The following is a 23,021-nucleotide window of genomic DNA, read 5'->3' on the forward strand; positions in this document are numbered from 1 at the left end:
CGTTGGTCATTTCCAACGCAGCCGCAATATACCCCATGGGGGGGCAAAAAGGGAAGGATTGCTGACGTCACGACCCCGTGTGGCAGCTATAATCTTTTGTAATGTAACGCTTTTCTTAAAGGGCCTGCGTCATACCGCCGCTTTCAGGGTGCTCTGGAGGAGAAGCAAATCCTCCGGCAGAGGCGCCTCCCAGTGGAGTAATTCTCCGGTCCTCGGGTGCTCCAATACCAGCAAATACGCATGCAGGGCCTGCCGCCCAAGCGCGGCCAGAGCGGCCTGCGACGAGGGCGCCAGCTGGTTCGCCTTGGTCTTGAAATGCGGGCCATAGACGGCATCGCCCATCAGGGGATGGCCGATATGAGCGAGGTGGACGCGGATCTGGTGGGTGCGCCCGGTCTCGAGCTCGCAGGCGAGCAGCGTCGCGATCGGCTTGCCGTCGCGTCCGTTAAAACTCTCCAGAATCTCCCAATGCGTCACCGCCTCGCGGCCGCCCTGGCGCACCGCCATCTTCTCGCGTGCATGCGGATGGCGGTCGATCGGCGCGTCGACGGTGCCGCGATGGCGGCCCGGCACACCCCAGGCAAAGGCCATGTAGCCGCGGCGCATCGCGCCGGTGCGGCCGTGGTCGGCGAATTGCGCGGTCAGCGAGGCATGGGCGAGGTCGTTCTTGGCGACCACCATCAGCCCTGTGGTGTCCTTGTCGAGTCGGTGCACGATGCCGGGCCGGCGCACCCCGCCGATGCCCGACAGCGAAGAGCCGCAATGGGCGATCAGCGCGTTCACCAGCGTACCGGTCTCGTGGCCGGCCGCGGGGTGCACCACCAGCCCCTTCGGCTTGTTGAGGACGACGATGTCATCGTCCTCGAACACGATATCGAGGGCGATATCCTCCCCCTTCGGCTCCGGCGGGGCCGCCTCCGGCACGTCGATTATGATCGTATCGCCGGATGTGACGTGATAAGCGGGGTCGCGGACCGCGGAGGCCTTCAGGCTCACCGCGCCCGCCAGGATCAGAGCTTTCAGCCGCGATCGCGACAGGTCGGTGAGGTGTGCCGCCAGCACGCGGTCGAGCCGGGCCGACCCCTCGTTGCCGGCGACGACAACCTCCAACCTTTGCGCAGAGCCAAAATTTTCCATGACGACGACTGATACCGCTGTTCCCGAACCGAGCCCCGAGCAGGCCGCGCTGTTCGCGCGGGTGCGGCGGATGATGCTGATCGCGGGGTTGACCACGGCGCTGGCGATCTGCGCCGTGCTGATCGCGGTGGGCTACCGCCTTTTCAAGTCGGAGGGAAGGGCGGCCGAGGCGGCCAGTGACGTCACCGCCATCCTGCCGAAGGGCGCCAAAATCGTCTCGACCGGCCTCGCCGGCGACCGCCTCGTGGTCAGCCTGGATGTCGGCGGCGTCATCGAGATCCGCACCTTCGACGCCCACACGCTCAAGCCGGCCGGGCGGCTGAAATTCGCCAATGAGCCGTAAAAGGCTCCTCGGGGTCCTTGCGGCGGACAAATTTCGAGGCTATTGGCTAGCCCTCACGCTCCCTTCGTCTAGCGGTTAGGACGCGGCCCTCTCAAGGCTGAAACAGGGGTTCGATTCCCCTAGGGAGCGCCAAATCCGCGATATTCCTCGACTTTTTGCTGCGACCCCATCCGACGGCGGCCCGGTCCGGCCGCGCGATCTGGCTTGGTCATAGGTTGCCCGCCGCAGCGTCGACGCTGATGAAGCGATCGAGTGAGCCCGACCCTGACATTCACGCCGGCGCAAAGTAAGCCACATCGCGCCGTCGCTTCTGTGCCGCGCGATGGTTGCATGACGAGCGCGTGGCTCGGGCTCCCCTCAACGCCTGTTTGAGCGGCGATCGCGAGAGAGCCCTGGCCGCAAGTCCTGGCCGCAAGTTCAGTGATGCGCCGAAATGCTCCTGACGGTCTCGGTGAGCATATCACCGGACGCGGAATGGCCGACGTCGCCCAGGCTGATGATGCCGACCATCCGCTTGCTCTTGTTGATCACCGGCAGCCTGCGGACCTGCAGCTTCTCCATGTGATGCATCGCCTTGGCGAGGTCATCGTCCTCGCGGCAGCAATGGATGCCCTCGGTCATCACGTCGCTTGCCGTCGCGCGGCCGGCATCAAAGCTGTGGCTCGCGAGCCCTTTGCAGACGATATCGCGGTCGGTCACCATTCCGACCAGCTTGTCATCCTCGCCAATCGGAATGCAGCCGATGTCATGCGCCCGCATCAGTTTGGCAATCTCGGTGATTGGGGTGTTGGGGCTGACCCAGTCGACACCCTTGTGCATCACGTCTTTGACTTTCATGGCGAGCCTCCGTTCGTGGGTTTCAAGTGCGTTGATGCAATGCAACGGCACCCCCAATCTTCCGAACTCCGACCAGACAAGCGCAGACACTCTCGCCGCCACCCCGCGGAACAGTATGACGGCGACCTCACGGCCAGAGTTCCCGCCCAGGATCGCAACGGCAATCGGCGGTCTACAAAACCTCAGTCATGCGCGCTGAAGCGCCCGTGCGGGGCGTTGGCCGTCAGGCGCGCAAACTGCGCGTGACCCATATGGAGCAGCGTCTCATGATCGCCGGCTTCCATATAGATGTCTGGCTGTGCCTCGATGCTGTCGTCGATGATCATTTCCAATCCGTAGCATTTGCCGACGGCGGGAACCGCGCCGTGTGCACAGTCGCTGAACAGCCGATTGACCTCGGTTTCATTGGCCATTTGGACATTGTCGCCGAGGCTTGTCCTCAGGTCCGACAGACGGAGGTGATGCGATGCGGGCAGGATGGCCAGCATGTATCCGCCGTCGCGCCGCAACACGATGCCCTTGGCGAGGCGGTCGCCCGAGATATGGCATGCCTCGGCCGTTCGAGCGGACGTCATGCTGAGTTCGTGCGGGATCACCTCGTACTGGATGTTCTCAGCGGCGAGGTATTTCTGGAGCGTGGGAGCAATGGCCATGGCATCACCTCCGATGCGGAATGCAAACCATCCACCGCGAGGTCGACCCTGCAGACTCTCGCCATACGATGGGCGGCTGCCTGACTAGAGACCCAACATAGGTCTTCCATCCGCAAGCTGCAATTCAGCGTTCGCGGTTTTCTTCTGCGCGGAGCGCCATCGGTCGAGACTGGCACTCAGGGGCAAGCTTCGCGCATGGCTCGGCACAGCCACTCTCTCACGCCGTCGTGCCGTCGATCGAGCGGCGGATCACCTTCTGCACCTCCGAATTCGACAGGAACAGATCGTGGTTGATGATGCCCCAGCCTTCCTGGGAGGCATCGACCACACGCACGCCGAGCCGCGCGATGACCGCTTTCTCGGCCGCGCCGACCCGCGTCATGCCACCTGCGAGCTGTCCCGACAGCGCGAGTGCGCGATCGTTCGTCGCGGCGATCACGGTGATCTTGCCGGCCAGCGGGCCGATGCGCTGGATCGCCGACGAGAACACGTCCATGTCGATATCAGGCGCGGCAAACACGACCGCGCCGATCTTGCTCGTCACGGTGTCGCCGTATCGCGCATGGAGCTGACGCAGGCTTTCGAGCGTCAGCATGGTTCCCATGCTGTGGGCGACGATGTGCACGCGGCCGGCACTTGGCGCCGACACCAGCGCAGAGAGTACGCGTTCGAAATCGTCGCGCGACCACATCGCGCTGTCGCGGTCATAGGCGTAGTCGAACAGGCCGGCCTTGGAGGGCCAGGAGAACACCATGGTCCGGCCGCGGAACTTGATCCCGTCGGAGAGATGGGCGCCGTCCAGCACGGCCGTCTCGAATGTCTGCTTGAAGCCGTGCACATAGATCAGCACGTCTCCTGTCCCGGCTTGCGCAGCAAGATCGCCAGCGTCCGGCACCGGTTCGACCCGATCAAGGCGCCAATCGCCAAGTCCAACGGAGGCGAGGGAAAGACGGCTTTCGTCCGGCGCCGCAAGCTTGGCCCGCGCGACCGTCATGGCCGTCGCGCGTTCCGGCCCAAACCATGGTTTGGCACGGGCGCCGTTGACGGGCTTGCGCGTGGTGGTGACAAGCACGGTCGGGTCAACGGAGAGGGACGAGGCGTCGAAGCGCGCGCCGGTCGCACCAAGGCCGGCGCATCCGCCGAGCGCGAGGGCGCTCCCTGCCGACATAAGTCCGCCGAGGAAAGCGCGGCGCGAAACGGAATGACGGGAGTCGCGTTGCAGAGGACGTCGGACGATCACTGGGAACCTTTGGGAACTTTGCCCACCTCACGCCGCCCCGCCTAGCTCACTGAATGACAATGCAGGCGAGAAGACGGCGGAGCCGGTTCGCGGCGGGTTCAAGTCATGGCGCACTCTCAAACGGCCTCGTAGGACGTAATTTTCTAGATCTAAGGTGCGAGCACGTCCTCTGCCGTTTCGAGGTCGAAGCGGGTCTGAATGTTCATCCAGAGCGCGGCGCCTGTCTTGAAGAACTTTCCGAGCCGCAGCGCAGTGTCGGCCGTGACGGGTTTTTCTTCGCGCGCAAGGCGCTCGATCCGAGTGCGTGGCACGTTCAGAGCCGCCGCGACCGCGTAGGGCGTCAACTTCAGCGGAACGAGAAATTCTTTCCGTAGGATTTCTCCCGGATGAATCGGCGGGAGTTTCCTTGCCATCTGCGTACTCCTTTTGGTCGGCCACGGGCGGCCGACCGGAGACCACGGAGGTTACTCGCCGGCCGTTTGCTTCTCAAGACGGGACCGTGCATTCGAGGCGTGCCACAGATCGATCGGCGCCCGTCAAGCGAAACAGGCCAAAGTTCTGTCAACCCCTCTCCACAAAAATATTCCACTTTACCGAAATTCGGATTTGTCGTATGTGTCGGCCATTCCAGCCCACCAAAGGGGCGGTCGTACGTCGTTTCGAGCGCGGGCTGGGAGTTGCGGTGGACGCGGGCGGCGTTAAGGCGGAGCTTGCGTGTGCAGGGCGAGAGAACCTCGTGAGCATGCGTGACCTGCGAAGACGAACGGCGCCCATGTCCGGCGGAGCCTCTTGGCGAAGCCGGATGGCCTGCGTACGGCAAAACCGTGTGGTCCTGGCCGTCGTTGCTACGGTCAAGCCTTTCGCGGAGATGCGAGCGAGCCCAACCGGGCAGACTGCATCATCCAATTCGCGGGGCGAGGGAGGCCAGAAGGAAAGTTCGGCTCCCGGGAGAGCGCGGCATATTGGCCGTCAGACCATCGCGCAGGGAAGGCCTGGTTTCGGCTGCCCTGTGTCTCCCCTGTGCATTGCGTGTGCAATCTGTTCAGCACGGGGGTCTTTACGGGTGCCAGCCGGCGCCCGGCCTTTCCTGCGCCCTTTCCTTCGAGAGGGTGAGGAGAGCAGCATCACTCGGGCAAAACATGCCGCGAGGACGCGGGCGCGCGTCCGCGGGTTGCCTGCGAAATGACCTTCCGTGCGAGCATGCTGCGTCGGCTTCAGTGGAGGTGGTCGTCGCTTCCGGAATCTGCCTTGATGCGATTTCGAGGTGGAGGGAGTGACGATATGAGCGGCTTGGTGATCTCTGGCGGCCGGGTGGTGGATCCCGCGAGTGGGATGGACGCCGTCGGCGACGTGGCGGTGGTGGACGGCAGGATCGCCGCGGTCGGCACGGGCCTTGGCGGCGCCGAGCGCGTGATCGACGCGACCGGGCTCGTGGTCGCCCCCGGCTTCATCGACCTGCACGCCCACGGCCAATCGATCCCGGCGGACCGCATGCAGGCGTTCGATGGGGTGACGACGACGCTCGATCTCGAGGCCGGCGTGCTGCCGGTCGGGTCCTGGTACGAGCGTCAGGCGAGAAAAGGCCGCGTGCTGAACTACGGCGCCGCCACCAACTGGGCGTTTGCGCGCATCGGCGCAATGACCGGCTCCAATGCGGAGAGTTCGCTGGAGGCGTTCGGCAACGCCATGCGCGACCGCCGCTGGATGGACAACGTGGCGAGTGATGCGGAGGTCGCCGGCATTCTCGAGCGTCTCGGGCGCGGTCTCGATGAAGGCGGCATCGGTATCGGCATCCTCAATGCCTATGCGCCGGGCGCCGGCGTGCAGGAGCTGACCGCGGTCTGCCAGCTCGCCGCCGCCAAGGACGTGCCGACCTTCACCCATGTCGCCTTCATGTCGCGCATCGACCCCGAGAGCGCGGTGGAGGCCTATATCCGTCTGATCGGCTATGCCGGCGCCACCGGCGCGCACATGCACATCTGCCATTTCAACTCGTCGAGCAAGACCGACGTCGAGCGTTGCCGCGTGCTGATCGCGAAAGCGCAGGCGCAGGGCCTGCCCATCACGGTCGAGGCCTATCCTTACGGCACCGGTTCGACCGTGCTGGCCGCCGCCTTCTTCAGCGACCCCGAATTCGTCGAACGCAATGGCACCGGCTACGATTCGGTGCAGCGCGTGACCGACGGCTATCGCTTCCACGACCGCGAGGAGCTCCTGAAGGCGCAGGCCGAAGAGCCGTCCTCGCTGGTGCTCTGGCATATTCTCGACATCGAGAACAATTCGCATCACCGCGACCTGCTCGACATGTCGGTGCTGTATCCCGGCGGTGCGATCGCGTCCGATGCGATGCCGTGGACGACGTCGGACGGCAAGACCTACACCGGCGATGCCTGGCCGCTGCCTGACGATGCCACCTCGCATCCGCGCTCGGCCGGCTGCTTCACCCGCTTCATCCGCGAATGGGTGCGCGAGCGCAAGACCGTGTCGCTGCTCGAAGGCGTGCGCAAATGCGCGCTGATCCCGGCGGAAATCCTGTCGCAGAGCACGCCGGCGATGCGCGCCAAGGGCCGGCTAACGAAGGGCGCGGACGCCGACATCGTCGTGTTCGACTACGAAAAACTCTCGGACCGCGCGACCTTCACGGCGATGAACCGTCCGTCCGAAGGCGTGCGGCATCTCGTGGTCAGCGGCCAGATGCTGATCAGCGACGGCGTGCTGGACCTCGCGGCGCGTCCGGGTCAGCCGGTGCGCCGCCCCGTGGTCGGGGGCTGACCCGTGCCGGTCCCCATTCTCCTGGTGACGGGCTTTCTGGGGGCGGGCAAGACCACGGTCGTGAACCATCTCCTGGCGCATGCGGAGGGACGGCGGATCGCCGCGATCGTCAACGATTTCGGCGCCATCAACATCGATGCGGAGCTGATCGCGGGCGCCAGCGACGGCGTGGTCAGCCTCGCCAATGGCTGCATCTGCTGCTCGCTCGAAGGCGATCTGCTGCGCACGCTCTCGACGCTGCTGCGGCGCGATCCGAAGCCCGAACACATCGTCATCGAGACCAGCGGCGTCGCCGATCCCACCGACATCGTCCGCAATCTGATGGACCCCGTGATCCTGCGCGAGGCGCCGCTGGAGACGGTGCTGTGCGTGATCGACGCCGCGACACCGCCGGCCGCGTTTGAGGATGCGCTCCAGCGTTCGCAGCTCCGCGTCGCCGATATCGTGGCGTTGACCAAGCTGGATCTGGCGGACGAGGGCGCGGGCGCGCGGATGCGTCGGGCCATCCGCGCCTTGCGCCTTCCCGCCGTGGTGGTCGATGCGCGGCATGGCGAAATTCCGTCCGCGCTGCTATTCCCGGCGAACGTCGAGCGAGCGCCCGCGCCGCGCGATCCGGGTCCGAAACGGCCGGCAGAAGAGCGCTTCGAGACGCTGAGCTGGACCTCGGACCGCCCGATCTCGCTGCCGCGCCTGCAGCAGGCCATCGGCCGTCTCGCGCCGAAGCTGGCGCGTGCGAAAGGCCTGTTCGAGACGGTCGAGCAGCCCGGCCGCCAGATGGTGTTTCAATTCGCCGCCGGCCGCGCCACGCTCGCCCCGGGCGATGCGCCCGCGCCGGGGGCGCCGCGCGCACGGATCGTCTTCATCGCCGAACTCGGGGTGCTGTCGAAAGCCGAGCTCGACGAGATCATGGAAGCGTGCGTTGCAGGCGAGTAGGGCAATCCGCGCCGATCGCAGGGCGTATCAGGCGCCTCAATCCTCGATCGGCAGGGCACCGGCAGGTCCGCCCAGCTCACGCGAATTGCGCCAGCCCGTGACCGACGGACCAGTTCTCCTTGGGGGCATCGAGCACGTTCACGAACACGTCCTCGGGCCGGATACCCGGGCTTTCGCCGAGAAGGTCCGCGATCCGGCGATACAATGCCTTCTTCTGCTCGGGGGTTCGCGAGGCGAACACGGTGATCTGGATCAGCACCGCGTCGTCGCTGCGCTCGACGCCGTAGGCATTGCCGCAGCGGAAATTCGCCGGCTCATGCTCGGTGATGGCCATGAACGCGTCGTCCACGGGCACATTCAGCGCCTCGCGCATGGCGCGGTAGAGGCCGTCGAGAATCGCCTGCCGGTAGGCTTGCGGCTTGCCGGCGCGCATCGAGATGTGGAGCAGAGGCATCGCGCGTCCCTTTGCATGCGGGTCCGACCAGCAAGGCGAATGCGTACGCCGCTGTTCGGTCCAGTGTTGAAGCGGGCTATCAATTCCAATTGGTTTTTGACACGATGTCGAGAAAGCATGTTCTTGACGTCGTGTCAAATACTTCCCAAAGGAGCCGAGCTTGCGGCCGCGCGAATTCGACCATGACGATGTCCTGCGCATTGCGTTCGACCAGTTCTGGCGCAAGGGCGTGCGCGGCACCTCGCTGTCGGACATCGCGCGCGATGCCGGCGTCCAGCGCGGCAGCCTTTACAACGCCTTCGGCAGCAAGGAAGCGCTGTTCCTGCAGGCCTATGAACGCTATGCGGGGGATTATCTCCTCGCGCTGCAGAAGGCGCTCGGGACGGGCAGCCTGCGCAAGCGCCTCACCGCTTTCTTCGATCTGACCATCACCAACTTTCGCTCGGGCACGCCGCCGCGCGGATGTCCGACCACGCGCGGCCTGATGGAGCTCGGCGCCGCGGAAGGAGAGGGGTTGGACGAAGAAGCGCGCCAGGTATTTGCGGGCCTTATCTCGCGCATCACAGCACTGGTTCAGGACACGTTGTCGGCAGGCGCCGAGCGCGGCGAGTTCAACGGCAATGCCGCGGCCGCGGCGCTGCACATCGTCACCGTGACGCGCGGTCTCGCCGTGCTCGAACGTGCCTTCGGCGACGAGCCGCAATTGCGCAAGATCGCCGCGCATACCATCGATCTGCTGCTGGGCAGGAAGGGCGGCTAGCGCATGATCCGGAAAAGTGTGAAGCGGTTTTCCGGAAAGATCATGCGCAAACAACAGCCCTCAGCACAAGGCGAGCGCGTTGACCGCCCGCGTTGCCGCGGCTTCCTTGGCCGAGCCGACGAACGCGCAGACGATGGATTCGAGCTCGCCCGGCTGCTTGCTTCGCGCGACCGCCAGCAATCGCATCAATTCCGTCTCGTCCTTCGACAGGCGACGACAGGACGGCGGCATGAAGCACAGTTCGGACGGCCGGCCGCTGCGCAGGATCCTGACCAGCGCGGCCACGCGCGCGACCAGCAGCGGACTGTCGGCAACGCCAGTCGCCTCGTCGGCAAAGCGATAGGCGGCTTCCCAGCAATCGGAGGCGCCGGTCGTGTAGGCCGCCCCGATGAAGCGGAACAGCGACAGCGCGACGCGGCAGAAATCATCGTAGCTGTCGACGCAGGGGCGCGCTCCAAGCGCGGCCTGGAGCGGACAGAGCCGCGATGGGCCGGCGTCCGGCACCGAGGCGCAAATAGCTGGGGTCATGACCGATCTCGTCAGTGCAATGTCGGGCTTCCGACCAGCCAGCTCTTCATCGCCATGGTGCGGTCATGGTCGAGGGATCGCACCTGCCGGTCGGGCAGAATGAGGCCTGCCATGCGGAAGATCGTGGCGAGCCCCCGCACGGGCGCCAGCGCCCAATCGGCGCCGACCGGCGGCAGCCAGCTCTCGAATCGTTCGCGCACGATGTCGATGCGATCCTGTTGGGCCGCGGCGATGGCCTGCAGAATCCCGCGCTCGCTGTCCGACATGCGCGGACAGGTCGGGCAGTGCACTTCGATCGCGGTATGGGCCGTGCAGGCGAAGATCTCGATGATTGATTCCAGCGAGAGCACGGCATCGCCCACGCGGAAATGGTCGTACACCTCCTGGATATCCGCTGCGGTCGGAACGGCGCCTCCGCTGCGTGCCTTTGCCCGGAATCCCCAGATGAAGAGCCGTTCCGCCGCACTGAGCGCGGGAAGGTCGAGAGATCCTGATGATGTCGATTGATGCATGAAACCTCTGGCCCTTGGCTGCGCTCACGCCACAGCTGGCGCTGATTGTCTGCATCGATCGTTCTGCCGGAGCCCTCTCCAAGTCAACGCTCGCAGGGGCGATATCGAGGTCTTCTAGTTTTGAAGAGGTTTATATTCGAAGACGGGCGCGGCGCCGCGAGGGTGCGAAAACCGTGCGCGGCCGCCGGGCTTCGGCGGCCGCCTGGGAACCCGAATGCTTAAAGCTTTGCTAAGGGGATCGGGATAATCTGGCATGTCTGTCCCGCCAAATTTCGTGAGCTCCGATGATTTTCTCCCGCATCAGTTTCAAGCTGGTCCTGATTGTCGGCATCAGCCTCCTCGGCATGATCGCCCTGGCACCGATCGCCTTGTCGACCCTGCGCACGCAGATGGTCGCCGATCGCCAGGCCAAGACGCAGCAGATGGTCGATGTCGGCTACGGCATCCTCGCCCACTACCAAAAGCTCGAGAGCGAGGGGAAATTCCCGCGCGAGCAGGCCCAGGCCGCCGCGATCGCCGAGATCAAGAGCCTGCGCTACGACAAGGTCGAGTATTTCTGGATCAACGACATGGCCCCCAAGATGGTCATGCATCCGATCAAACCGGAGCTCGACGGCAAGGATCTCTCCGGCATGAAGGATCCCGCCGGCAACGCGCTGTTCATGGGCTTCGTCGACGTCGTCAAGAAGCAGGGCGCGGGCTTCTACGGCTACCTCTGGCCGAAGCCCGGCTTCGACCAGCCGGTCGGGAAAATCTCCTATGTGAAGGGCTTTGCGCCCTGGGGCTGGATCATCGGCACCGGCATCTATCTCGACGATGTCGACGCCGTCTTCCGCCAGGCCGCGACGACGTTCGGCTATGTCTGTCTGGCCGTGCTGGTCCTGGTCCTCGGCGCGTCCTTCGTGATCGGCCGCAGCGTGACCCGGCCGCTGGCAAAAATCACCGCGCTGACCGAGCGGCTTGCCGCCGGCGACAGCGCGTTCGAGGTGCCCTATACCGACCGCAACAACGAGGTCGGCGCGCTCGCCAAGGCGCTGGCCGTGTTCAAGGACAATGCCTCGGCCGTCGGCCGCATGCATGCCGAGCAGCAGGAACTGAAGCAGAGGGCCGACGACGAGAAGCGCAAGGCCATGACTGACCTCGCCGGCAAGTTCGAGGCGAGCGTCCAGGCCGTCGTCCGCGACGTCTTCAACGAGGCGCGCGCGATGCAGCAGGCCGCGCAGGGCATGTCGGAAACCGCGGACAAGGCGACCGACCGCGCGAGCTTCGTCGCCTCCGCCTGCCAGCAGGCCTCGAGCAACGTGCAGACGGTGGCCTCCGCCGCCGGCCAGCTGTCGTCCTCGATCTCGGAGATCAGCCAGCGCGTCGCACAGGCCGCGACGGTGGCCGACAAGGCCGCCGCCGACGGCCAGCGCACCAACGACACCGTGCAGGGGCTGGCAGCGGCCGCGCACAAGATCGGCGAGGTCATCGACCTCATCAACCAGATCGCCTCGCAGACCAATCTGCTCGCGCTCAACGCCACGATCGAGGCGGCGCGCGCGGGCGAGGCCGGCAAGGGCTTTGCGGTGGTTGCGAGCGAAGTGAAGTCGCTGGCGAGCCAGACCGCGAAGGCGACCGACGAGATCGGCGCGCAGATCACCGCGATCCAGGCCGAGACCAACCAGGTCGTCGGCAACATCGAGAGCATCCGCGCCACCATCATGGAGGTCAACGAGATCTCCTCGTCGATCGCCGCCGCGGTCGAGGAGCAGGGCGCCGCGACGCAGGCGATCGCCCACAGCGTGCAGGAGGCTGCCTCCGGAACCGATCAGGTCTCGCAGAACATCTCCGGCGTCACCGACGCGACCGCGGCGACCGGCCAAGCCGCAGGCCTCGTGCTGCAATCGAGCGGCCGGCTGACGCAGAAGCTGCAATCGCTCGAAAACGAGGTCAGCGCTTTCGTCGCGGGCGTGCGCGCAGCGTAACGAAACGCGCTGCGAGAGACTTTCTTTTTCCGCGTCGCGGCATCGGCCGCGATGCCGATGCTGTTTTTCTTGACATGACCTCCGCCGTGCTCGACGTGTAGCGAAGTCGATTGACGGCACGTGCGTGCCTTCGAAAAGAAAAGCAACACGGGAAAGACGTCATGAGCACGGGCCTCAACGAGAAGGATTATCTCGCCACATTGCGTGGCCTGTGGGAGAAGGCCTGGCCGAACGGCATGCCGCGTTCGCCGAATTATCTGCACGGCGAAGTTCCCTTGACGGAATATCTGCGCGCCTGGGCGAAGCGCAGCCCGGAGCGGCCCGCAATCATCTTCTACGGCCACGTCACCACCTACGCGGAGCTCGACCGGCAGAGCGACCGTTTTGCGGCGCTGCTGCAAGCCAAGGGCGTCAGCAAGGGTGACCGCGTCGCCGTGTTCCTGCCGAACTGCCCGCAATTCCACATCGTGTTCTTCGGCATTTTGAAGCTCGGCGCGATCCATGTCCCCATCAGCCCGCTGTCGCGCGCGTTCGAGCTGTCCTACGAGCTGAACGACACCCAGGCCGATGTGATCGTGGCGCTCGACCAGCTCGTCCCCGTCGTCGAGCAGGTCCGCGGCGAGGTGCGCCTGCGCGAAATCATCGTCACCAGCTTCGCCGATGTCATTCCGGTAACGCCCGCGTTCCCCACGCCGGACTCGATCCGCGCGCCGCGCGTTGCGGTCCCGGGCGCGACCGATCTGCTGCCGACGCTGGCGGCAATGCCCACGCCTATGCCGCTGCCGCCGCCTGGGCTCGATGACGTTGCCGCGCTCAACTACACCGGCGGCACCACGGGCATGCCCAAGGGCTGCGTCCATACCCATCGCGACATGGTGTACACGGCCGCGGCCAATTACGGCATCTCGGTGCTGTCCGACGAGAGCAGCGTGTTCCTGTCGTTCTTTCCGGAATTCTGGATCGCCGGCGAGAACTTTGGCCTGATCTTCCCGCTGTTCTCCGGCGCGACGCTGGTGCTGCTGGCGCGCTGGGATGCCGTCGGCGCGATGGCGGCGATCGACAAGTACAAGGTCACGATCACCGCGATGCCGGTCGACGGCGCGGTCGAGCTGATGGACCATCCGCGCTGGAGCGAGTTCGACCTGTCGTCGCTGCAGCAGGTCCGCGTCGTCTCCTTCGTCAAGAAGCTCAACGCCGATTATCGCAAGCGCTGGAAGGGTCTGACCGGCACGATCCTGATGGAGGCGGCATGGGGCATGACGGAAACCCACACCTCCAACACCTTCACGGCGGGCTTCCAGGATAACGATTTCGACCTCAACAATCAGCCGATCTTCGTCGGCCTGCCGGTCCCCGGCGCCGAGTTCAAGATCACCGATTTCGAGACCGGCGCATTGCTGCCGCTCGGCGCGGAAGGCGAGATCCGCGTGCGGACGCCGTCGCTGCTGAAGAGCTACTGGAACAAGCCGGAGGCGACCTCCGAGTCGCTCGTCGACGGTTGGCTGCGCACCGGCGATATCGGCACCATCGACAAGGACGGTTTTCTGCACTTCCTCGGCCGCCGCAAGGAGATGCTGAAGGTCAAGGGCATGAGCGTGTTTCCGCCGGAGATCGAGGCGCTGCTCGGCCAGCATCCGAAAGTGCTGGGATCGGGCGTGGTCGGGCGCGACGATCCTGACAAGGGCCAGGTGCCGGTGGCCTATATCCAGCTCAAGCCGGAGGCGGTCGGCACCATCTCTGCGGAAGATCTGCGCGCCTGGTGCGCCGAGCGCATGGCCGTCTACAAGATCCCGGAAGTGCGTATTATCGATGCCCTGCCGCTGACGGCGACGGGCAAGGTGAAGAAGCAGGACCTCGATCCGAATCTTCCTGCTGCTGTCTGAATGAGAGAGACATGTCGTTCAAGAAACTCCTGATCGCCAATCGCGGCGAGATCGCCATCCGCATCGCGCGCGCGGCGGCCGATGCCGGCATCGCGACCGTTGCGATCCAACCCATTGATGATGCGCTGTCGCTGCACGTGCGTGTGGCCGACGAGGCGGTCGAAATCCCCGGCCGCGGCGCCCGGGCCTATCTCGACATCGATGCGGTGGTGACGGCGGCGAAAAGCGTCGGGTGCGATGCCGTGCATCCCGGCTACGGCTTCCTCAGCGAGAACGCCGCATTCGCCAAGGCGTGCGCGGACGTGGGCCTCACCTTCGTCGGACCGAAGCCGGCGGCGCTCGAATTGTTCGGCGACAAGGTCGCGGCGCGGCAACTGGCAAAGCGTTGCGGCGTGCCGATCATTGCCGGCACCAGCGGGCCGTCCTCGCTGGAGGAGATCACGGCGTTCTTCGCTTCGCTCGGCAGCCATGCTGCGATCGTGATCAAGGCCATGGCCGGCGGTGGCGGTCGCGGCATGCGTGTCGTCGAGAACGCATCCGATCTTGCGGAAGCCTATGCGCGCTGCCAGTCCGAGGCCAAGGCGGCCTTCGGCTTCGACGGCGTCTATGCCGAGCGGCTGATCCGACAGGCGCGGCATATCGAGGTGCAGATTATCGGCGATCGTCACGGCGCGATCTCTCATCTCTGGGAGCGTGAATGCACCATCCAGCGCCGGCACCAGAAGCTGATCGAGGTGGCGCCGAGCCCGTCGTTGAGCGATCCCTTGCGCGGCCGCATCATCGAGGCGGCCAAGCAACTTGCGTCGGCGGCGGCTTACGACAATCTCGGCACGTTCGAGTTCCTGGTCGACGGCACGGCCGAGGACAGTTTTGCCTTCATCGAGGCCAATCCGCGGCTGCAGGTCGAGCACACCGTCACCGAAGAAGTGCTCGGCCTCGACCTCGTCCGCGCCCAGCTCGCGGTCGCATCAGGCGCGACGCTCGCCTCGCTTGGCTTTGCGCAAGCTTCGATCCCGAAGCCACGAGGCCATGCCATGCAGCTTCGCGTCAACATGGAAACGCTGGACGAGACGGGCGCGACGCATCCGACCGGCGGCGTGCTCGCCGTTTTCGAACCCCCGTCAGGCCCCGGAGTTCGTGTCGATAGTTTTGGTTACGCCGGCTACAAGACCAGCGCGGCCTTTGACTCGCTACTCGCAAAAGTCATCGTGCATACGCCGGGCGAAGCCTGGCATGATGTGGTCGCGAAGGCATCGCGTGCCCTGCGCGAGTTCCGGATCGACGGCGTGGTCACCAACATCGCCTTCCTCCAGGCGGTGCTGGCGCATCCTGATTTCAGGACCAACCATATCGCGACCGATTTTATCGATCGCAATATCGCAAAGCTTGTCGATGCCGCCGATGGCGCGGCCAAGCGGCTTTATTTTGCGCCAACCGAAGCAAGTGGCGTTCACGGTGCCGAGACGCACATCGCGCAAGTGGTGCCTGAAGGCACGGTGATGGTCGCCGCACCGTTGCAGGGGACCATCGTCACCATTCAGGTGAAGGAGGGCGAGATCGTGCGCCCCGGCCAGCAGCTCGCCGTGATCGAGTCCATGAAGATGGAGCATCTGGTGATGGCCGAGCAGGGCGGCCGTGTCATGACGCTCGCCGCCGGCGACGGCGCCACGCTGATGCATGGCGAGCCGATCATGTATCTCGAGCCGCTCGACGTTGCGGCGGATAGGGCCACGGCCGAAGCCGACATCGATCTGGATCACATCCGGCCCGATCTCGCCGAGTTGATTGCCCGCCAGGCGAACACGCTGGATGCGAATCGCCCCGCCTCGGTCGAGCGCCGCCGCAACACCAACCAGCGCACCGCGCGCGAGAACGTCGCCCAGCTCGTCGATGACGGCTCGTTCATGGAGTATGGCAGCCTCGCGATCGCGGCGCAGCGCCGCCGGCGCAAGCTCGACGATCTCATCAAGAACACGCCGGCCGACGGCCTCGTGATGGGCGTTGCCACGGTGAATGGCGAGAAGTTCGGACCCGAGGGCGCGCGCTGCATCGTTGTGGCCTATGACTACACCGTGCTCGCGGGCACGCAGGGCCACATGAACCACAAGAAGATCGACCGCATGCTGACCCTTGCGGAAGACTGGCGCGTGCCGCTGGTGTTCTATGCCGAAGGCGGCGGCGGCCGGCCCGGCGACACCGACCGGCTCGGTATGACCGGGCTCGACGGTCCGTCCTTCGTGCAATTCGCAAGGCTCTCCGGCCTCGTGCCCGTGATTGGTGTCGTCTCCGGCTATTGCTTCGCCGGCAACGCCGCGATGCTTGGCTGCTGCGACGTGATCATCGCCACCAAGAACGCCTCGATCGGAATGGGCGGCCCTGCGATGATCGAAGGCGGCGGTCTCGGCGTCTATCATCCGGCCGAGGTCGGCCCGGTCTCGTTCCAGTCGCCGAACGGCGTCATCGATATCCTCGTCGAGGACGAGGAGGAGGCGACATCCGTCGCGCAAAAGTATCTGTCCTATTTCCAGGGCGCGGTGACGGAGTGGGAGGCCGCCGACCAGCGCCTGCTCCGACGCGCCATCCCCGAGAACCGGCTGCGCGTCTACGACATCCGCAGCGTCATCGATCTCGTCGCCGACAAGGATTCCGTGCTGGAGCTGCGCCGCGACTACGGCGTCGGCATGATCACCGCGCTGATCCGCATCGAAGGAAAGCCGTTCGGCCTGATCGCCAACAATCCGCGCCATCTCGGCGGCGCGATCGATGCCGATGCCGGCGATAAGGCTGCCCGCTTCCTCCAGCTCTGCGACGCGTTCGACCTGCCCGTCGTTTCGCTCTGCGACACGCCCGGCTTCATGGTCGGCCCGGAAGCCGAGAAGACCGCGATCGTGCGTCACGTCTCGCGCATGTTCGTGACGGGCGCGAGCCTCACTGTGCCGCTGTTCGGCATCGTGCTGCGCAAGGGCTACGGTCTCGGCGCGCAGTCGATGATCGGCGGCGGCTTCCACGCCTCGTTCTTCACCGCGGCCTGGCCGACCGGCGAATTCGGCGGCATGGGCCTGGAGGGCTACGTCCGCCTCGGCTTCCGCAAGGAGATGGAGGCGATCACTGATCCCGAGGAGCGCGAGACCTATTACCGCAACAAGGTCGCCGAGCTCTATGCCAACGGCAAGGCGGTCTCGATCGCATCGGTGTTCGAGATCGACAACGTCATCGACCCCGCCGAGACGCGCCGCTGGATCATGGCCGGACTCCGTTCGGTGCCGAAGCCGCCGGCCAGGGCCGGGAAGAAGCGGCCATGCATCGATACGTGGTGACGGCGGTGCAGCAATAGCTGAGCCCGTGTGCCTTCATCCTCGTTCCCGGTTCCCGATTGACATCCCCGCCTGTGGTGCCAGACTTTGCACAATAATACAGGGTGGAGACTTCCGCGATGGCCAGCCTGTCGGCCTCGAACCATGTCGCCCGTGTCTTGTCCGTCGCCAATCAATTGGCCGACGTCGATGCCTCTTCGCGCATTGCCGATTCCTGGCGGCGCTGCCTGATCAGCCACAAGCTCGACCCCGCCCGGCAGGGACCGCCGCAGACGCTGACTGAAGCCGAGGTCCGGCATGTCGCCGAACCCATGGAGCAGCTGATCCAGCTTGCGACGCCGGAGCTCGAAGACCTCGCGCGGGTGCTGCGCGAGGCCGGCTATTGCGTCAATCTCGCTGACCCCAGCGCCACGATGCTGTGGAGCCGGCTACCCGGCCCGGCCGATACTGAAATCTTCATGCGCTGGAAGGTCTATACCGGCTCGAATTTTTCCGAGGCTTTCGAAGGCACCAACGGGCTAGGCACCGCACTCGCGGAGCAGAAGCCGATCCTGGTGCATCGTGACGAGCATTTTCGCGCGCAGTGGCACATGTTCTCCTGCGCCGTGGCGCCGCTGTTCGACCAGGCCGGTCGCCTCGCCGGTGCCGTGAACATCACCTCATGCCGAGAGGATCTCGAGCGCGCTGCGCATCAGCTCGCGCTCGCGGTGACGATGGAGGCGACGCGGCGCATGGAGGGTGCGATCTTCCGCGGTCATTTCCGCAACGCCTGGATCGCGACCGTGCCGGGCGACGGCGGCAGCGGTCTGCTCGCCTATGACGACGATCGCCGCATCGTCGGCGCCTGCCGTTCGGCGCGCGCACTGCTGGGTCTCACCGACGGCCTGATCGCATCCGGCATCGATCTGTCGCGCTACGTCAAGTTCGATCATCATGCCGGCCGCGGCGCGGACGAGACGGTCGAGTTGCGCCGCGCCGATGGCAGTGCGTTAGGGCGAGGGCATGTTGCGCCGCCGCTGCGGGCGAGATCATCGGCGCGCCCGCTCGCACCGCGCCGCGATGCACCTGTCGATCGCTTCGACGCCCTGCATCGGCTCGCCGGCCGCGATCCCGGGCTGATCAGAAGCGTGAAGCGGCTCCGAAGCATCGGCGATCACAATCTGCCGGTGCTGCTCCATGGCGAGACCGGCGTCGGCAAGGATGTGTTCGCGCGCGCCATTCACGCCGCCAGCAACCGCGCGCGCAGCAATTATGTGGCGCTGAACTGCGCGGCGATGCCGGAGAGCCTGATCGACGCCGAGCTGTTCGGCTACGAGGCCGGCGCCTTCACCGGCGCGCGGCGCGACGGCTCGAAGGGCCTGATCGTGCAGGCCGACGGCGGCACGCTGTTCCTCGACGAAATCGGCGATATGCCGATCGCGCTGCAGACTCGCTTGTTGCGCGTGCTGGAAAACCGCGAGGTCTGGCCGCTTGGCGCGCTCAAGCCTGTGGCCGTCGACATCCGCCTCATCAGCGCCACCCACCGCGATCTCGGCCGCATGGCCGAAGAAGGCGGCTTCCGCGCCGACCTCTATTTCCGCCTGCGCGGCCTCGAGGTGCGGCTGCCAGCCTTGCGCGAGCGTGCCGACCGGGACGACGTCATCCGCCAGATCGCGCGCGAGGAGGCGCCGAACTGCAGGCTTTCGGACCAGGCGTGGTCGCAACTCTCGGCCTATTCCTATCCCGGCAACATGCGCCAACTTCGCCACGTGCTGCGGCTCGCCGGTTGCACGGCGGAGAACGGGGTCATCACCGAGGCGGATCTGGATCTGCCGCCGTTCGGAGGGAGGGCAGCGGAGCCGGATCTTGCAGCGGCCGAACGCGCCACGGTCGTGGAAGCCTTGCGCAAGCATGGCGGCCGCGTGACGGAAGCGGCCCGGGCACTGAAGCTCAGCCGCGCCACGCTCTATCGCAAGATCAAGCAGTTGAAGATCGAGACGGCGCAGTAGCGTTCAGCTGCACGTGGCGCGCGTTCTCCGCTGGCTCGGAATCGTAGGGTGGGCAAAGGCGCGCTTGCGCCGTGCCCACCATCTCTAACCGAATGTTGCAGTACGTGGGCACGCTTCGCTTTGCCCACCCTACGATACTGTATTCGCAGCGAGAGTGACGATTAAGAAAAATCCGTCCAGCTCAGATGCCGCGAATCGAGGTCGCCGACCGTCACCGTTTCGCGCATCTCATGCGGCGTGTGAAAACTGCTGCGCAGGTACACCAGTGGCGCTGCGGACGCCAAATGCGACACGCCGCGCACTTCACCGACGAAGATCGAATGCGTTGTCGTCTCGAACTCCTGCGCCAGCACGCAGTCGAATGCGGCGACCGCATCCGTCAGCACCGGGGCGCCGGTCGCGCCGCGCGTCCATTGCCCGAACGCAAAACGGTCGTCGCCGTTGACGCCCTTCTGGCCGCTGAAGGTCAGCGCGAGCAGGGCGTGGTCCTCGTGCAGGAAGTTGATCGCGAACGCGCCTTCCTCGCGGATGCGCGCATGTGCGCTGGCGTTGCGGTTGACGCAGACGATCAGCGACGGCGGGGAGTCCGACAGCGAGCAGGCCGACGTCACCGTCAACCCCGTGCGCCTGCCGTGCTCGGCGCCGACCGTGACCAGCGCGACGGCGCCGGCACATTGGCGCATCGCCTGCTTGAAATCCTTTGCGTCGAGAGGATTGGCGTCGACCGTCACGCGGAAATCTCCGAAGATAGAAGCGGGTGCGACACGATTGCGCCGCACCCGCTGAGCGTCAAGCCGCCTTCTTCGCGGAGCCGAGATGCGCAAGGCGCGGCATCACCTCGTTCTTCAGCAGCGAGAGCGAGTGGTGCCAGGCTTCCGCCTTGTGCTTGTAGTCGAAGCCGAACACCAGCAGCACGCCGAAGCCGCCGACCTCGTCGTAGATCTTCTCGATCTTCTCGGCGACGGTCGTGGGCGAGCCGACGATCCAGTTCCGTTTGGCGCAATATTCGACCGTGACGTCGCTGTCGGGGACATCAGGGGCGTGCTTGAGATAATCCTTGAAGCCGAAATGGCCGAGCAGCGGCAGGAAGTACTCGCTCATCATCCGGCCCATCATGTCGCCGGTCGAGAGCTTCCAGGCTTCCTCGTCGGTGTCGGCGACGAACACCTCGCGCACCAGGCGCCAGTCCTGCCGGTTCGGCTTGCGCCCGGTCTTGGCGGCGCCGATCTCGACCGAGTCCCAATGGCTGGAGACATAGGCCGGGTTGAGGTTGAGGCTCATCGGGATGAAGCCGCGCTCGCCGGCGAGCTTCAGCGTGTCCGAGTTCTTCGACAGCCCGGCAACGCCGATCGGCGGATGCGGCGCCTGCAACGGCTTGATGTGGGGCTTGAGGAAGTCGAACATCGTGTCCGGCTTGGTCACCGTCCAGAACTTGCCCTTGTGGGTGAAGGGTGCCGGCTCGGTCCACAGCTTCAGGATGATCTCCAGCGCCTCGCGGGTCATGTCGCGGTTCTGCCCGCTCATGCCGTCGACGTTGAACATCGCCCAGTCGCTCGGCAAGCCGCTCGCCGCGACGCCGAAATTGAGCCGGCCCTCGGAGAGATGGTCGAGCATCGCGACGCGGTTGGCGAGCTCGGCCGGATGGTGATAGGGCAGCAGGAATCCGCCCGGCCCGATGCGAAGCTTCTTGGTCTGCATCAAGGCCTGCGCGATCAGAAGGTCCGGCGTGGGATTGGGTTCCCAGGGCGCGGTGTGGTGCTCGCCGACCCAGGCTTCCTGATAGCCGAGCTCGTCGAGCCAGCGCATGACCTGCAGGTCCCAGTCGTTCCCTTCCTTCAGGCCGCACTCCGGCGGATGCGAAGGCATCGTGAAATAGCCGATCTCCATGGGTTTCCTCATCTGATGTTGACGCGTCTTGTCGCGCGTTGACGGAGTTGAGTGGGAAGGCTTCAGCAAGCGCTGTGCCAGCACGGCGGAGCCTCGAATTGCGGAGAAAGGGCTGGTTTGCCCGCGCAATAGCCGGTATCTCGGCACAGACTTGCAAGACGTCGTCTCACTGTCGCGAGACGGCGTCCCAGCCGTGAGACGAGGACAGTTTCGCATGACCGAACCCGCTTATGTCGCGGTGGACTGGGGCACCAGCAGCTTCCGGCTGTGGCTGGTCGATCGTGCCGGCCAGGTGCTGACTGAGCGCCGCAGCGGCGAGGGCATGCTGGCCGCGGCGAAGACCGGCTTTCCCGCCGTGCTGCAATCGCATCTTGCGGCGATTGAGGCGCCGGATCATCTGCCGGTTCTCGTCTGCGGCATGGCCGGCGCCAGGAACGGCTGGGTCGAAGCCGGCTATGTCGACACGCCGGCGCCGCTGGCGGCCATCCTGAACAGGCCGTGCGCGTCCCCGGCGAAGCGCGCGACATCCGCATCCTGCCCGGCATCGCGCAGCGCGAGACAAAAGCGCCGGACGTGATGCGCGGCGAGGAAACGCAGCTGCTCGGCGCGCTCGGCCTCAAGGCCGCGGGCGAGGCGCTGGTCTGCATGCCCGGCACGCATTCGAAATGGGTGCGCGTGAAGGACGGCGTGGTCGAACGCTTCTCCACCTTCATGACAGGTGAGCTGTTCAGCGCCGTCTCGCGCGAGACCATCCTGTCGCTCGCGGTCGCCGGCGCCGACGAGGCCGAGGATGTCGCGAGCTTCAAGGCGGCGGTGAAAGCCGCCTATGAGGCGCCCGCCTTTGTCGCCAATCACTTGTTCGGCGCGCGCTCGCGCCAGCTGCTGTTCGGCGGCACGCCGGCCGCGGCGCGCGAGACGCTGTCGGGCACGTTGATCGGCGCCGAACTGGCGGCGGGGCTCTCCGGCCCCGTTCCCCAAGCGGGCGTCGAGCTGATTGCATCGGGGCGGCTTGCGATGCTGTACCGGCTGGCGTTCGAGGCGCTGTCGGTCAACGCAATTCCGGTCGACGCGGATGAGGCCGTCCGCCGCGGCCTGTCGATGGCGGCTGCCGCGATCTGGACGAAGCAGAAGGACTTTTGAGATGAGCGTTCCCTTTCCGCCGATGAAGCGGCCGCTGGTTGCGATCCTGCGCGGCGTCAAGCCGGAGGAGACCGAGGCGATCGTCGCCGTGCTGATCGAGGCCGGCATGACCGCGATCGAAATTCCCCTGAACTCGCCCGATCCGTTCCGCTCCATCGCAACGGCCGTGAAGCAGGCGCCTTCAGGCGTGCTGATCGGCGCCGGCACGGTGCTGACCACCGCGGATGTCGATCGTCTCAACGACGTCGGCGGCAGGCTGATGGTCTCGCCGAATGTGGACACGCAGGTGCTCGCGCGTGCGCATCAGCACGGCATGGTGACCTTGCCTGGCGTGTTCTCGCCGACCGAGGCGCTGCTCGCGGCGCGCTCGGGCGCATCGGGCCTGAAATTCTTTCCGGCCAACGTGCTCGGCGCATCCGGCATTGCCGCGATCCGCGCCGTGCTGCCGCCAGGCGTCATGATCGCCGCGGTCGGCGGCGTCTCCGATCAGAATTTTGCGGAGTACATCGGGGGCGGCGTCACCGCCTTCGGGCTCGGCTCCAGCCTCTACAAGCCCGGCATGAGCGCGGCCGATGTCGCTGCGCGCGCGAAGGCAACGATCGCGGCTTACGATCGGGCAATTCAGAAAGATTGAACGGACAATAAACTAGCCGTGATCCTGACATGGCCTATT

At 65.6% G+C, this 23,021-nt stretch carries 19 protein-coding genes, 1 tRNA gene and 1 pseudogene; 11 read left to right on the plus strand and 10 right to left on the minus strand.

Annotated features, from left to right (window positions below):
* Nucleotides 1–129 precede the first annotated feature (129 nt).
* Complete coding sequence (locus tag GGD62_RS28405) at nt 130–1,137, minus strand: RluA family pseudouridine synthase (RefSeq protein ID WP_183711444.1); 1,008 nt, start codon at nt 1,135–1,137, stop codon at nt 130–132.
* Here GGD62_RS28405 and GGD62_RS28410 point away from each other — a divergent pair.
* Both GGD62_RS28410 and GGD62_RS28415 read left to right on the plus strand, forming a co-directional pair.
* The gene (locus tag GGD62_RS28410; RefSeq protein ID WP_028140457.1) at nt 1,136–1,480 is read left to right on the plus strand and encodes a hypothetical protein; all 345 of its coding nucleotides are present in this window, start codon (nt 1,136–1,138) and stop codon (nt 1,478–1,480) included. The two genes, GGD62_RS28405 and GGD62_RS28410, sit on opposite strands and share 2 nt — an antisense overlap.
* 57 nt (nt 1,481–1,537) lie before the next feature.
* Nucleotides 1,538–1,612, plus strand: a tRNA-Glu gene (locus GGD62_RS28415).
* 285 nt (nt 1,613–1,897) lie between these two features.
* Here GGD62_RS28415 and GGD62_RS28420 read toward each other — a convergent pair.
* The 4 genes from GGD62_RS28420 to GGD62_RS28435 all read right to left on the minus strand — a co-directional run bounded on the left by GGD62_RS28420 (nt 1,898) and on the right by GGD62_RS28435 (nt 4,623).
* Nucleotides 1,898–2,317, minus strand: coding sequence for a CBS domain-containing protein (locus tag GGD62_RS28420; RefSeq protein WP_018317283.1), 420 nt, complete (start codon nt 2,315–2,317; stop codon nt 1,898–1,900).
* 182 nt (nt 2,318–2,499) lie between these two features.
* Complete coding sequence (locus GGD62_RS28425) at nt 2,500–2,970, minus strand: aminoacyl-tRNA deacylase (RefSeq protein ID WP_026201821.1); 471 nt, start codon at nt 2,968–2,970, stop codon at nt 2,500–2,502.
* A gap of 217 nt (nt 2,971–3,187) precedes the next feature.
* Entirely contained in the window at nt 3,188–4,138 is a 951-nt protein-coding gene (locus GGD62_RS28430) for an alpha/beta hydrolase (protein ID WP_049814827.1), read from the minus strand.
* Nucleotides 4,139–4,359: 221 nt separating this feature from the next.
* Nucleotides 4,360–4,623 (minus strand): HigA family addiction module antitoxin, encoded by a 264-nt coding sequence (locus GGD62_RS28435; RefSeq protein ID WP_179735019.1) that lies wholly within the window; start codon nt 4,621–4,623, stop codon nt 4,360–4,362.
* A gap of 868 nt (nt 4,624–5,491) precedes the next feature.
* Between GGD62_RS28435 and GGD62_RS28440 the strand changes: the two genes are divergently transcribed.
* A complete protein-coding gene (locus GGD62_RS28440; protein WP_183711446.1) occupies nt 5,492–6,982 on the plus strand; it encodes an amidohydrolase family protein in 1,491 nt (496 codons plus the stop codon).
* Between the two features lie 3 nt (nt 6,983–6,985).
* Nucleotides 6,986–7,915: a GTP-binding protein gene (locus GGD62_RS28445; protein WP_183711448.1), complete on the plus strand. Its 930-nt coding sequence runs from the start codon at nt 6,986–6,988 to the stop codon at nt 7,913–7,915.
* 76 nt (nt 7,916–7,991) lie between these two features.
* Here the strand turns inward: GGD62_RS28445 and GGD62_RS28450 are convergent, their stop codons facing one another.
* Nucleotides 7,992–8,369, minus strand: coding sequence for a tautomerase family protein (locus GGD62_RS28450; RefSeq protein WP_092260671.1), 378 nt, complete (start codon nt 8,367–8,369; stop codon nt 7,992–7,994).
* Nucleotides 8,370–8,529: 160 nt separating this feature from the next.
* Between GGD62_RS28450 and GGD62_RS28455 the strand changes: the two genes are divergently transcribed.
* Entirely contained in the window at nt 8,530–9,129 is a 600-nt protein-coding gene (locus GGD62_RS28455) for a TetR/AcrR family transcriptional regulator (protein ID WP_183236884.1), read from the plus strand.
* A gap of 60 nt (nt 9,130–9,189) precedes the next feature.
* On the opposite strand, the gene GGD62_RS28460 is transcribed toward GGD62_RS28455, so the two are convergent.
* Complete coding sequence (locus GGD62_RS28460; protein ID WP_183711450.1) at nt 9,190–9,657, minus strand: hypothetical protein; 468 nt, start codon at nt 9,655–9,657, stop codon at nt 9,190–9,192.
* Between the two features lie 11 nt (nt 9,658–9,668).
* Nucleotides 9,669–10,169 carry a hypothetical protein gene (locus GGD62_RS28465; protein WP_018317273.1) on the minus strand — a complete coding sequence of 167 codons (501 nt, stop codon included), beginning with the start codon at nt 10,167–10,169 and terminating at the stop codon, nt 9,669–9,671.
* A 284-nt stretch (nt 10,170–10,453) separates the two neighbouring features.
* On the opposite strand from GGD62_RS28465, the gene GGD62_RS28470 reads away from it, so the two are divergent.
* The 4 genes from GGD62_RS28470 to GGD62_RS28485 all read left to right on the plus strand — a co-directional run bounded on the left by GGD62_RS28470 (nt 10,454) and on the right by GGD62_RS28485 (nt 19,321).
* Nucleotides 10,454–12,136, plus strand: a complete 1,683-nt coding sequence (locus GGD62_RS28470) for a methyl-accepting chemotaxis protein (protein ID WP_018317272.1) — start codon at nt 10,454–10,456, stop codon at nt 12,134–12,136.
* Nucleotides 12,137–12,297: 161 nt separating this feature from the next.
* Complete coding sequence (locus tag GGD62_RS28475; protein ID WP_183711452.1) at nt 12,298–14,019, plus strand: AMP-binding protein; 1,722 nt, start codon at nt 12,298–12,300, stop codon at nt 14,017–14,019.
* An 11-nt stretch (nt 14,020–14,030) separates the two neighbouring features.
* Nucleotides 14,031–17,336, plus strand: coding sequence for a carboxyl transferase domain-containing protein (locus tag GGD62_RS28480; protein WP_183711454.1), 3,306 nt, complete (start codon nt 14,031–14,033; stop codon nt 17,334–17,336).
* Between the two features lie 116 nt (nt 17,337–17,452).
* Entirely contained in the window at nt 17,453–19,321 is a 1,869-nt protein-coding gene (locus GGD62_RS28485; protein WP_183711456.1) for a sigma-54-dependent Fis family transcriptional regulator, read from the plus strand.
* A 161-nt stretch (nt 19,322–19,482) separates the two neighbouring features.
* Here GGD62_RS28485 and GGD62_RS28490 read toward each other — a convergent pair whose 3' ends face one another.
* Both GGD62_RS28490 and GGD62_RS28495 read right to left on the minus strand, forming a co-directional pair.
* Entirely contained in the window at nt 19,483–20,052 is a 570-nt protein-coding gene (locus tag GGD62_RS28490; protein WP_018317268.1) for a flavin reductase family protein, read from the minus strand.
* 58 nt (nt 20,053–20,110) lie between these two features.
* Nucleotides 20,111–21,208 (minus strand): LLM class flavin-dependent oxidoreductase, encoded by a 1,098-nt coding sequence (locus tag GGD62_RS28495; RefSeq protein ID WP_183711557.1) that lies wholly within the window; start codon nt 21,206–21,208, stop codon nt 20,111–20,113.
* A 214-nt stretch (nt 21,209–21,422) separates the two neighbouring features.
* On the opposite strand from GGD62_RS28495, the pseudogene GGD62_RS28500 reads away from it, so the two are divergent.
* Both GGD62_RS28500 and GGD62_RS28505 read left to right on the plus strand, forming a co-directional pair.
* Nucleotides 21,423–22,348 (plus strand): annotated as a pseudogene (locus GGD62_RS28500) (2-dehydro-3-deoxygalactonokinase).
* A 1-nt stretch (nt 22,349) separates the two neighbouring features.
* Nucleotides 22,350–22,982, plus strand: a complete 633-nt coding sequence (locus GGD62_RS28505) for a 2-dehydro-3-deoxy-6-phosphogalactonate aldolase (protein WP_183711458.1) — start codon at nt 22,350–22,352, stop codon at nt 22,980–22,982.
* The last annotated feature ends 39 nt before the right edge of the window (nt 22,983–23,021 follow it).

Source organism: Bradyrhizobium sp. ERR14, assembly GCF_014198235.1.
GTDB lineage: Bacteria > Pseudomonadota > Alphaproteobacteria > Rhizobiales > Xanthobacteraceae > Bradyrhizobium.

Excerpts from the sequence above, each read along its gene's own strand:
- GGD62_RS28495 (WP_183711557.1), bottom strand. The coding sequence starts at position 21,208 with ATGGAGATCGGCTATTTCACGATGCCTTCGCATCCGCCGGAGTGCGGC.
- GGD62_RS28465 (WP_018317273.1), bottom strand. The coding sequence starts at position 10,169 with ATGCATCAATCGACATCATCAGGATCTCTCGACCTTCCCGCGCTCAGT.
- GGD62_RS28430 (WP_049814827.1), bottom strand. The coding sequence starts at position 4,138 with ATGTCGGCAGGGAGCGCCCTCGCGCTCGGCGGATGCGCCGGCCTTGGT.
- GGD62_RS28470 (WP_018317272.1), top strand. The coding sequence starts at position 10,454 with ATGATTTTCTCCCGCATCAGTTTCAAGCTGGTCCTGATTGTCGGCATC.
- GGD62_RS28450 (WP_092260671.1), bottom strand. The coding sequence starts at position 8,369 with ATGCCTCTGCTCCACATCTCGATGCGCGCCGGCAAGCCGCAAGCCTAC.
- GGD62_RS28475 (WP_183711452.1), top strand. The coding sequence starts at position 12,298 with ATGAGCACGGGCCTCAACGAGAAGGATTATCTCGCCACATTGCGTGGC.
- GGD62_RS28405 (WP_183711444.1), bottom strand. The coding sequence starts at position 1,137 with ATGGAAAATTTTGGCTCTGCGCAAAGGTTGGAGGTTGTCGTCGCCGGC.
- GGD62_RS28480 (WP_183711454.1), top strand. The coding sequence starts at position 14,031 with ATGTCGTTCAAGAAACTCCTGATCGCCAATCGCGGCGAGATCGCCATC.
- GGD62_RS28410 (WP_028140457.1), top strand. The coding sequence starts at position 1,136 with ATGACGACGACTGATACCGCTGTTCCCGAACCGAGCCCCGAGCAGGCC.
- GGD62_RS28505 (WP_183711458.1), top strand. The coding sequence starts at position 22,350 with ATGAGCGTTCCCTTTCCGCCGATGAAGCGGCCGCTGGTTGCGATCCTG.
- GGD62_RS28485 (WP_183711456.1), top strand. The coding sequence starts at position 17,453 with ATGGCCAGCCTGTCGGCCTCGAACCATGTCGCCCGTGTCTTGTCCGTC.
- GGD62_RS28435 (WP_179735019.1), bottom strand. The coding sequence starts at position 4,623 with ATGGCAAGGAAACTCCCGCCGATTCATCCGGGAGAAATCCTACGGAAA.
- GGD62_RS28440 (WP_183711446.1), top strand. The coding sequence starts at position 5,492 with ATGAGCGGCTTGGTGATCTCTGGCGGCCGGGTGGTGGATCCCGCGAGT.
- GGD62_RS28420 (WP_018317283.1), bottom strand. The coding sequence starts at position 2,317 with ATGAAAGTCAAAGACGTGATGCACAAGGGTGTCGACTGGGTCAGCCCC.
- GGD62_RS28425 (WP_026201821.1), bottom strand. The coding sequence starts at position 2,970 with ATGGCCATTGCTCCCACGCTCCAGAAATACCTCGCCGCTGAGAACATC.
- GGD62_RS28460 (WP_183711450.1), bottom strand. The coding sequence starts at position 9,657 with ATGACCCCAGCTATTTGCGCCTCGGTGCCGGACGCCGGCCCATCGCGG.